A 10517-nucleotide genomic window follows, 5' to 3' on the forward strand; every position below is an offset into this window, starting at 1 on the left:
TCGCATGAACACCGACTTCATACCCATCTGGCTTCTTTTTCTCGGGACGGTCCTGATCGTCATGCTTTCCATTGAAGCGGGCTATCGTCTGGGCCACCGCTCGCACCGCAAGTCGGGGGAAGAGAAGGAGTCGCCGGTTTCCGCCATCGCCGGGTCCGTTCTTGGACTGTCCGCCTTTCTTCTCGCTTTCACCTTCGGCATCGTTTCGGACCGTTACGATTCACGCAAGGCCCTGGTTCGCGAAGAAGCGAACATCATCGGGACCACCTACCTCCGCGCGGATTTCCTGCCGGAAGACGACCGCGCCGTGGCGAAGTCGCTTCTCAAGGAATATGTTTCAAACCGCATCGGCTCCGTTGAGAGCCTCCATTCCGGGCGCATGACTCCCGGGGAGATGGAGGCGCGTCTCGCAAAAGTCTCCGCCATTCATAAAGTGCTCTGGGACATGGCGGTCACCAACGCCCGCAAGGATATGAACTCGGACGTCGCCGCTCTTTACATCGACTCGCTCAATTCCCTCATCGACATCCACGCCCTCCGCATCGCGGTCGGACTCCAGGCGCGCATTCCGAGGGGAATATGGTTCGCGTTGTCCTGCCTCACCGCTCTCGGAATGGCCAGCATCGGTTATCAAACAGGCATCGCAGGCTCCAAGCGCTCAATCGCGAAAGGCGTTCTCGCCATCGCCTTCAGCCTGGTCATCGCCCTCATCGCCTCGCTCGACCGCCCGCAGGGAAGCTACGTCACCGTCTCCCAACAACCATTGATCGATGTCCTGAAATCCATGGATTCGACCTCGAACTGAATTTTCCGGCACGTCTTCCACATCCATTCGCCTGATGGTCCAACCTACCATGATATGAAAACCAAACCACTCGCCATCTGCGCGATTCTCGGCGGACTCGCCCTGTCCGCCACCGCGCAGGAGCAAACCAAGAACGCCTTCGCGCAACCCGTCCCGTCCAAACCTTATTTGGAGCCAAGCATCGCACGCCCTGAACAGGAAAAGGTCGCCGCAGGGAAACTGGCGGCGCTGGAGAAAAGATTCGGACGCAAGCCGAATATTCTCATCGTGCTCGTGGATGACATGGGCTGGGGAGATCCCGGCTGCTTCGGAGGCGGTCTGCTCATCGGCGCACCGACACCGAATATCGACAAGCTCGCGACGGGTGGGCTGAAACTTCTCAGTGTTTACTCCCAGCCAACCTGCACGCCCAGTCGGGCCGCGCTGATGACCGGCCGCATTCCCACGAGGAGCGGCCTCACGCGGCCCACGCTCAGCGGGGAGGTGCCGAAGGTGAATCCATGGGCGGACGAAGTGACCGCTGCCAAGCTTTTGAGCGGCTCGGGTTATCGTACCGCTCTCTCCGGGAAATGGCATTTGGGCGAAGGTGAGGGCAGCTATCCACACCAGTGCGGCTATGATGAATATTACGGAATCCTCTCTGTGATGAGCGACTTCAGCCAGCAGCTTGACAAACGGCTCTATCCGGATCTGATCCTGCGGCCCGACCGCCTGGCCGCGCTTCAGAAGCTGAGCGAAGCTGCGATCACCAAGGGCAGCAAAGGCGGCCCGCTGGAGGTTTCCGAAGAAATCAAATCCACGGAAGATCTGGCGCAGATCGATCAGAAGTTCGCCGACTTTTCGGAAGATTTCATCCGCCGAACGACGAAAGAAAACAAGCCGTTCTATCTCTGCCATTCCTTCGGTCGTCTTCACAACGACTCCTACCCGGCCAAGGGATACGAAGGAAAGAGCCCCGCGGGCTTTCCCCAACGTGACGCTCTGGTTGAAACCGATGACATCGTCGCCCGTCTGATCAACGTGCTCAAGGAAACCGGGCAGTTGGAAAATACCCTCGTTTTTTTCACTTCCGACAACGGTGGCAACGAGGATCTGATGCCGGATTCCAGCTATCAACCTTTCCGTGGTGGCAAGGGCACCACTTGGGAAGGTGGCGTGCGTGTTCCCGGTATTGCTTACTGGCCGGGCATGATCGCGCCGGGCCGGGTGGATGATGGTCTTTTCGATCTCTGCGATCTGTTCAACACTCCTCTCGCGATCGCGGGCATCACGGACAAGATCCCTTCGGAACGTTTTATCGATGGCATCGACCAGACGTCATACTTGCTTGCCGATGACGGCAAATCCAAGAGGGACGCTGTTTTCATGTATGCCGAAAATACCCTGACCGCCGTGCGGTGGTTGGAATACAAGGTGCATTTCAAGGTGTTCCTCAACCAGTCCGCACACCGCAATCTGGACGAAAGCACGTTGAACAACCTCGGTATGGCACCGTGGGTTTATAACCTCTACATGGACCCGAAAGAACAAAGCAGCCAAGGTCATTCCCGCTTCGAGTGGGGCCTTCCGCAAGCCATGATGCGTGCCGGCCGGCACGGTGCCACATTCGAGAAATATCCGCGTAAGGACATCGGACTGAGAAAACCCGGGGAATGATCATGCAAGCACCCGCTTGTATTCCCACAACAGGAAAATGCCGGATCCCCACCATCTGCTCCACCGCCCGACCCGGGCGACCCAGGCGACCCAGTAAACCTTTCAAGATATGGAGTTCGAACCGGTTGAATCAATGAACCACACCACGCGGCCTATGAAACAAGCCACATTCACGCGACAACCCGGAAAGATGGCGGCGATGCTATTCGCTTTCGCCGTTTCCTGTCTCCACGCCGATCCGCTTCCTTCCTGGAACTCCACCGCTCCGAAGAAGGCGATCATGGAGTTTGTGGAAAAGGTGACCACCAGTGGTTCCGCGGAATACGTCCAGCCGTCGGACCGCATCGCCGTCTTCGATAACGACGGCACGCTTTGGTCGGAACAACCGGCGTATTTTCAACTTTTCTTCGCAATCGACCGGATCAAGGCCCTGGCTCCCAAGCACCCGGAATGGCAGACTGAAGAGCCCTTCGCCTCGCTGCTCAAGGGCGATGTCAAGGCCGCGCTCGCGGGAGGAGACAAGGCATTGTTCGACATCGTCATGGCCACCCATGCGGGGCTCACCACCGAGGAGTTTGAAAAAGTCGTCACGGAATGGATGGCCACCGCGAAACATCCGCAGAGTGGCAAGCCCTTCAACAGCATGGTCTATCAGCCGATGCTCGAGCTGCTCGCCTACCTGCGGGCGAACCAGTTCAAGACCTTCATTGTTTCCGGAGGCGGCATCGAATTCATGCGGCCGTGGGCGGAGAAGACCTACGGCATTCCGCCGGAGCAGGTCGTCGGGTCTTCCGGTGGCTTGAAATATGAAGTCCGCGACGGCACACCCGTCCTGGTGAAGACTCCGGAACTCGTCCTCAACGACGACAACGTGGGCAAGCCCGTGGGCATCCAGCGCCACATCGGCCGCCGGCCCATCGCGGCATTCGGAAATTCGGATGGCGACTATCAGATGTTGGAATGGACCACCGCGGGCAACGGACCGCGCTTCGGTCTCATCGTCCATCACACGGATGCCGAAAGGGAGTATGCCTACGACCGCGATTCGCACATCGGCAAACTTTCCAAGGGTTTGGACGCGGCGAAGACCAAAGGCTGGACGGTAGTCAGCATGAAAGAGGACTGGAACACGATTTACCCATCACCATGAAACACCGCATAACAGTTCTCACACTTGCGCTCACTATCTCCGGTCTCCGGGCGGAGAATGCGGAACTCGCGAAGAAGCTCTCCAACCCGATTGCGGACCTGATCAGCGTCCCCACCCAGAGCAACTACGACTTCGGGATCGGGCCCGGGGATGGAGCCAAATGGACGACCAACATCCAGCCCGTCATTCCGATCGGCCTCAACGATGGATGGAACGTCATCTCGCGCACGATCCTTCCTGTCATTGACCAGGAGGGGATACTCCCGGGTGGCGGTTCCGACGAGTCCGGACTCGGTGATGTGGTGCAGAGTTTTTTCTTTTCGCCGAAAACCAGCGATCCCATCTGGGGGGCGGGCCCGGTATTCCTGATTCCCACCGCCACCGACGAGGTTCTCGGTGGAGAGAAATGGGGCATCGGCCCTACGGCTGTCGTTCTGAAACAAGAAGGACCATGGACGTATGGAGCACTGGTCAACCACCTCTGGGACTTCGCGGGTGAGGATGATCGAAATTCCGTCAACGCGACGTTCCTGCAGCCCTTCGTCGGCTACACCACCCCGGCGGCCACGACTTACACTTTGAATCTCGAAAGCACCTATGATTGGCAGGGCAACGACTGGACCGTTCCCGTCAATTTCGTGGTCAGCCAGCTGGTGAAAATCGGAGATCAGCCCGTGCAGTTTTTCGCGGGTGCCCGCTATTATTTCGATACCCCCGACGGCGGTCCCGAGTGGGGACTGCGTTTCGGACTCACCTTCCTGTTCCCAAAACACTAATTTTGATATCCAGGACTATTTAACAAAAACGCTGCTCCATGAAACCCCACAATTTCATTCTTCATTCCGCCATCACCCTCGGGCTATGCGTTCCCCTCCATGCCGAAGAAGGCGGAGCCGGCCGTTACATCCCCGGGAACTCCGCCACCTTGATCGATCTGCCTCCGACAAAGCCGGGCTGGATCGCGGAGACCATGTATCTCCATTACTCCGGAGATGCGTCCGCCTCGGGCAATTTTCCAAATGCAGGATTGGTGACGGCGGGCTTGGACGCGAAATCCGATGCCTTCACGGTTGGCGGGTTCTATACCTTCGAGACTCCGGTATTGGAGGCGCGTTACAGTGTGGGCGCGTATGTGCCCTATCTCTGGATGGATGTGGATGCCGACGTGGTGGCGGGCGGGACGACTGGATCGCGTTCGGATTCGGCGGACGGGATCGGCGATGTCGCGCTGATCCCGGTGATCATGGCATGGAAGTGCGATGACTGGCAATACAGCGCGCTGCTCCCCATCTACGCTCCGACCGGAGACTACGATACCGGCAGTCTGGCGAACGTGGGCCGCAATTACTGGACCTTCGATCCCACGTTCCAGGTTTCCTACAACAATGCGAAATCCGGCTTCAATACGGCGCTCTTCACCGGCGTCACACTGAACACGGAAAACGAGGATACGGACTACAAGAGCGGCACGGCCTTCCATGCGGACTTGAGCGTCCAACAACTCCTTCCATTGGGGCCGGGATTTCTGAGCGTGGGATTCAACGCGTTTTATTACGACCAGATCGATGGCGACAGCGGTTCCGGCGCCACCCTCGGGGACTTCGAGGGGCGGGATGTGGGAGTGGGTCCCGCCCTGGGATATATCCTGCCGGTGGGTGGGAACACCTTCGTTTCTGAAATACGCTGGCTGCCGGAACTCGATACCCGCCGCCGTCTCGAAGGCGACTTTTTCTGGGCCAAGGTAGCCTGGCAATTCTGATCCAAGGCCCGGGCCTGCAACCGAAACAGGCACGCGGTCTCAATACCACCCGGGAACGAAAGTTCGAAATCATCCGTCATCCATGTTCAAATCCGTTACATTACCGTTCGCAGGCATTGTCATTCTGTATGCCTCCATGGCATCCGCCGCTGAATCCGCTTTCGGCCCCACCATCCCGAATGCCGCTCCCGCCCCCACGCCGGCTCCGGAGGGAATGGTGTGGATTCCCGGCGGCGAATTTTCCATGGGCTGTGACTCCGTTTGCGAGTCGATGTGCGACTTGTCCGGAGTGAGCAAGGATGCCTTGCCGATCCATCAGGTGCGGGTGGACGGCTACTGGATGGACAAGACGGAGGTGACGAACGCCCAGTTCGCGAAATTCGTGGAGGCCACACGATATGTCACCGTCGCGGAAAGGAAGCCAACGAAGGAGGAATTTCCAACAGCTCCTCCCGAGAATCTCATCGCGGGATCCACCGTGTTCACGCCGACACCGGGGAAGGTGAGGTTGGACAACTATTTCCAGTGGTGGAACTATGTTCCCGGCGCCGACTGGCGGCATCCCGAGGGAGAGGGCAGCAACATCGCCGGACGTGAGAGCTACCCCGTGGTCCAGATCGCTTATGACGATGCGGTTGCTTACGCCAAGTGGGCGGGCAAGCGGCTGCCGACGGAGGCGGAATGGGAGTTCGCGGCACGCGGTGGCGAAGCGGGCAAGCTCTACTCCTGGGGCAACGATCTGAAGGTGGACGGGAAATTCCAAGCGAACATCTATCAGGGGGATTTCCCGGTGGAAAATGGCGACACCGGGGAGGACGGATTCAAGGGCATCGCCCCCACCGCCCGCTTCGCGCCAAATGGCTACGGCCTGTATGACATGTCCGGAAATGTCTGGGAGTGGTGCGGCGATTGGTATCGGGTGGACACCTACGCACGGCTCAAGCTGGCGGGTGGTGTGGCTGAGAACCCACAGGGGCCATCCACTCCGTATGATCCTGCGGAGCCGAACGAGAAAAAACGGGTCCACCGCGGCGGTTCGTTCCTCTGCACCAGCAAATACTGCACCCGCTACATGGTCGGCACCCGAGGCAAGGGAGAAGTGAGCACCGCCAGCAACCATGTTGGTTTCCGGTGTGTGGCACCCGCATCCGGCTTGTTGAAAAAATGAACTGAAATCCTCATGCGCGGTATCCTTTCATTGCTGAAGACGACCTTGCTGGGTGGCGCTCTCGTGGTGCTTCCCGCCTGGCTGGCCACGCTGTTGTTCATCAAGGCGGTTTCCCAACTGGCCATCGTGGTGAAGCCGGTGAGCGCGCATCTGCCGGAGAGCGTGATCCATCCGGATGTGGTGGCGACGCTGCTCATGCTGCTGGTTTGTTTTGCCGTCGGATTGCTGGTGCGCACCAGGTTCGGAAAGGACTTGAGGACCATCATCGAGAACCGGGTGTTTGAGAAAATCCCAGGGTACACCCTGTTTCGCGGGGTCGCATTGCAGATGGGTGATTTGGAAAAGAACCAGGGATTCAAACCCGCGCTGGTGGAGATCGAGGATGCGTTGGCCCCCTGTTTCATCGTGGAAGAACATGCGGGAGATCTCCTGACCGTGTTCATTCCCTCCGCGCCGACCCCCGCCGCCGGAACCATTCTGATCGTCGCGGGTTCGCGTGTGCATCCGGTGGCGGTGCCGGTGACCTCTCTGTTCAAGTGCGTGACAAAGTGGGGAACCGGCAGCGCGGAACTGTTGGCGATGATGGAACCCGAACCGGAGGCCGCCCGATGAACTTCGAATACTCGCCACTCACCGGATTCGCCATCGTGATGGCGTTGATCATCCTGCTGCCGCGTCTCATGGAGCGCCTGAGGCTGCCCGCCGTGCTCGGGTTCATCCTGACGGGAATCCTCGTGGGTCCTGCGTTTTTCGGGGTTGTGGAGAAAGATGGTCCTGTCATCACCCTTCTGGCGGAGATCGGCAAACTGCTGTTCATGTTCTTCGTCGGTTTTGAAATCGATCTGGAACTCTTTAAAAAAACAAGGAACCGGTCGATGGTCTTCGGTTTCCTCACTTTCATCATTCCCATGGTGCTGGGCGTGGCCCTGGGCCGCGCGTTCGGATACGGATGGACCGCCGCGATCCTGATCGGATCCATCATTTCCTCCCACACGTTGCTCGCCTACCCGATCCTGCAACGGCTGGGTGTCGTGGGAAACGCGGCGGTGGCGGTCACCGTGAGCGGCACGATTTTCACGGACATCGCGGCGATGCTTGTGCTCGCGGTCGCCATCTCCATTCATCAGACCGGCTTTTCCGTTCGGTTCCTCCTGATCGAGCTGGTGGAGCTGGCGGTGTTCGTGCCGCTGGTGATGTTCGGACTGAGCAAGGTCGCGCGCAAGGCGATCATCCGCTACGGCCAGACTCCGGAAGTGCGTGTCATGGTGATGCTGGTGGTGATCGTCGTGGCGGCGGAGGCGGCCCGTGTGATCCAGTTGGAAGGCATCGTGGGAGCATTCCTCGCGGGAATTTCGTTGAAGCGGGCGCTGCGCGGAAAATTCGCCGTGGAGCAGTTGGAGGTCCTGGCCCACTCCTTGTTCATCCCGTCGTTTTTTCTAGCCACCGGTTTCCTGGTGGATTTCGCCGTGATGAAGCAAACCATCCTCACCCAGCCGCTGATGGTCGCCGGCCTGCTCGCCGCCACTTTCGGAGGGAAGGCGCTCGCCGCCTGGTTGACCGGACTGCGTTTCCGCTTCACCAGGGCGGAGACCGTCACCATGGCAAGCCTTTCGTTCCCGCAAATGGCGGCCACCCTGGCGTCCGCAGTGGTGGGTTACGAGGCGTTCAACGCGCATGGAGAAAGGCTGCTGGACGCCGGTTTTGTCAACGCGGTGGTCATGCTGGTGATCGTGAGCTGTGTGGTGGGCCCCATCCTCACCGCACGCTCCGCCCCACGGATCTCCGGTGCGCCGCAGGTTTCTCCCGCTGCTCCCGAACCCATCACAAGCACTGAAGCACCCTATGATGCTCCTTCCGCCGGTTACCACTCTCATCTACCCCCGCCGAGCGTTGATCAAACACGAACACCATCATGAAAACACACCGTTTGTTAGCGATACTGACGGCCTGCATCTCCGCCCAGCCGGTTTGCATGGCCGCGACACTCATCGAGACCTTCGAGGCCGGTGAGGATACGTCCACCTGGAACTCGACCTGGACCGGCGGTTCGACCGTCCCCACTTTCCTCGATGAATCCTTGGGAGGGGAAAACGCGGGCGGCGGAAACAGTCTTTCCCAGAGCTTCTCCCGCCCGTTCAAGAACAACACCGCAGGGCTTTCCGTCACCACCGCCTACTCCGTCAGCATGTATGTGCAGGTGGATTTATTTGACGGACCCGCCGGAGGGTTGTTCGAGATCGTCGAAGGATCGTATGGGTCCGGAAACGCTGCGAACCTCAGAATCTTCACCGAAGAGAGCAGTCCCGGCGTGTTTGAATTCCATTGGCAGGCCCGGGACAATTCGTCCGGATGGCAGGATCTCGGGATAGACATGGATCTTTCCTCGCCCTATCGGGTAACGCTGAATATCGACCCGGACACGTTCAGCTATTCCGCGCTGGTGGAGTCCGTGGACACCGCCGGGAACGTGCTGGGATCAGGCGCGTTGAGCGGACTGGCCTTCGACCAGAACGTCATCAACAACGGCCAGAACGGAAACCTGCTGTTTTACATCCAGGCGTCCGCCGGCGGAACCTCGGCGATGGTGGACAATATCAACATTCAGAGCGTTCCCGAGCCATCGCCCGCGTTCGTCCTTGTTCCCGCCATATTCCTGCTGACCTTGAGAAGGCGTGCATAGCCATCGCCCGGCACCTCGCGGACCTCGGCCGCGAGGTGCCTCCGTTCCTGCCCATTCAACCATGCGTTTGACATTCTTCTCCCTGTTTGTCGCCATCGGTTGTTCGTTGCGGGCGGGACGGACTGCCCCGACCCGCGCGACAGGGGGCTGAAGTTCTGCCAGTGAAAGACCGAACGTCCCAAATATCCAATGATCCATGGAGAGTCTTTCAGAAGATCGGATGTCGGCCGCGAATCGCGGGCCGCGACGTTGTCCAATGTCGAATTTTGCGGTGGTCTCCGATGTGGTCGATGAGTTCGGTCGGGGCGTCCGCTTTGCTAGGGAAGCCGCGTCTCTGGAGCATCCCGGTTTAAGATCCCATCCGAGACAGGCTGCGCTCGTCCGCCGGTTTCGTTCACGGCGATCGATCTAACATGTATAACTCTAACAGATTATGGATTTGTTGACAGAGGGATTTTCGAACGGCCCGAATGGCAGACGCTGGATGGTGGTCCACCATGACCGGAGACGGATCCTTGACGCCGGCGCTTGCACGCTGCTGGAAGCGGCGACACATACATAAGTCGTTTCCCTATCAGTCCATGCCTGTGGCGGGTGTCAAAATCGGCCATCATGTCTCAATAGCGGTCATAAGGATGCATTATTGCATCAATAGCAGATGAACTATATCTTTTTTGTCACTTATGCTTGTGAGAAGGTTCCCGAAAACGTTTCAAAAAATCCGTATCGCATGAAGGGTGTTCATGATATAACGATGCCGTATGCCCGTTTGTCTCAAGTTTTCGAGTGACCGTGTTTCAGTGGTGGCGATGGGGAATCCGCCCGTTTCCGCGGACAATCCTGATGAAGCCCGGACGGGCTTCCGGAGGGTCGGTTCGATTTCGTGAAGCTGCTTTCCGATTGAATTGCGTGTCCGAAGAATTTGCAGACAGCGTTCGAGGAGGGGATTTCGGTGAAATCAGCGAAACCCGCTGGAGGATCATGCTCACTTCCTTGCGTGACATCCGCATCGCCAGAAGGGTGTCCCTGCGTGAGCTTTCAAAAAAGGTCGGCGTGCATTCCACCCATTTGTCGCGCATGGAGAAATGCGAGACCCATCCGAACGTGGTCCTGGCTTTCCGGTGGAGCGATGCGCTCAATGTTGACTTCGGGCAGCTTTACCATGCGTCCCTGGCTTCGGAAAACGGGGATGCCACCATCGGTTGATTGACGGAGGCGGCGGATCCCGGATGGAGGGTGGTTTTCATACGAAAAACCCCGCCGGGCGCGGTGCCGGGCGGGGTGGGGGAGAGGATGAGC

10 protein-coding genes are annotated in these 10517 nt (G+C 58.7%); all 10 read left to right on the plus strand.

The genetic code is table 11. The features are described from left to right. Positions 1-4 precede the first annotated feature (4 nt). The 10 genes from JIN84_RS11230 (at position 5) to JIN84_RS11275 (ending at position 10424) form a co-directional block, all read left to right on the plus strand. Positions 5-805, plus strand: a complete 801-nt coding sequence (locus JIN84_RS11230) for a bestrophin-like domain (protein ID WP_200351138.1) — start codon at positions 5-7, stop codon at positions 803-805. 54 nt (positions 806-859) lie between these two features. Then, positions 860-2461, plus strand: a complete 1602-nt coding sequence (locus tag JIN84_RS11235; protein WP_200351139.1) for an arylsulfatase — start codon at positions 860-862, stop codon at positions 2459-2461. 154 nt (positions 2462-2615) lie between these two features. After that, complete coding sequence (locus JIN84_RS11240) at positions 2616-3611, plus strand: HAD family hydrolase (RefSeq protein WP_234043436.1); 996 nt, start codon at positions 2616-2618, stop codon at positions 3609-3611. Continuing rightward, positions 3608-4387, plus strand: a complete 780-nt coding sequence (locus JIN84_RS11245) for a transporter (protein WP_200351140.1) — start codon at positions 3608-3610, stop codon at positions 4385-4387. The genes JIN84_RS11240 and JIN84_RS11245 overlap by 4 nt, the downstream gene beginning before the upstream one ends. A gap of 38 nt (positions 4388-4425) precedes the next feature. Further along, on the plus strand, positions 4426-5370 hold the full coding sequence (locus JIN84_RS11250; RefSeq protein ID WP_200351141.1) for a SphA family protein: 945 nt from the start codon (positions 4426-4428) through the stop codon (positions 5368-5370). 82 nt (positions 5371-5452) lie between these two features. Next, the gene (locus JIN84_RS11255) at positions 5453-6538 is read left to right on the plus strand and encodes a formylglycine-generating enzyme family protein (protein ID WP_200351142.1); all 1086 of its coding nucleotides are present in this window, start codon (positions 5453-5455) and stop codon (positions 6536-6538) included. Between the two features lie 12 nt (positions 6539-6550). After that, a complete protein-coding gene (locus tag JIN84_RS11260) occupies positions 6551-7150 on the plus strand; it encodes a DUF502 domain-containing protein (RefSeq protein ID WP_200351143.1) in 600 nt (199 codons plus the stop codon). Then, a complete protein-coding gene (locus tag JIN84_RS11265) occupies positions 7147-8454 on the plus strand; it encodes a cation:proton antiporter (protein ID WP_200351144.1) in 1308 nt (435 codons plus the stop codon). The genes JIN84_RS11260 and JIN84_RS11265 overlap by 4 nt, the downstream gene beginning before the upstream one ends. Further along, positions 8451-9218 (plus strand): hypothetical protein, encoded by a 768-nt coding sequence (locus JIN84_RS11270; protein ID WP_200351145.1) that lies wholly within the window; start codon positions 8451-8453, stop codon positions 9216-9218. The genes JIN84_RS11265 and JIN84_RS11270 overlap by 4 nt, the downstream gene beginning before the upstream one ends. Before the next feature lie 981 nt (positions 9219-10199). Next, a complete protein-coding gene (locus JIN84_RS11275; protein WP_200351146.1) occupies positions 10200-10424 on the plus strand; it encodes a helix-turn-helix domain-containing protein in 225 nt (74 codons plus the stop codon). The last annotated feature ends 93 nt before the right edge of the window (positions 10425-10517 follow it).

The organism is Luteolibacter yonseiensis (assembly GCF_016595465.1).
GTDB lineage: Bacteria > Verrucomicrobiota > Verrucomicrobiia > Verrucomicrobiales > Akkermansiaceae > Luteolibacter > Luteolibacter yonseiensis.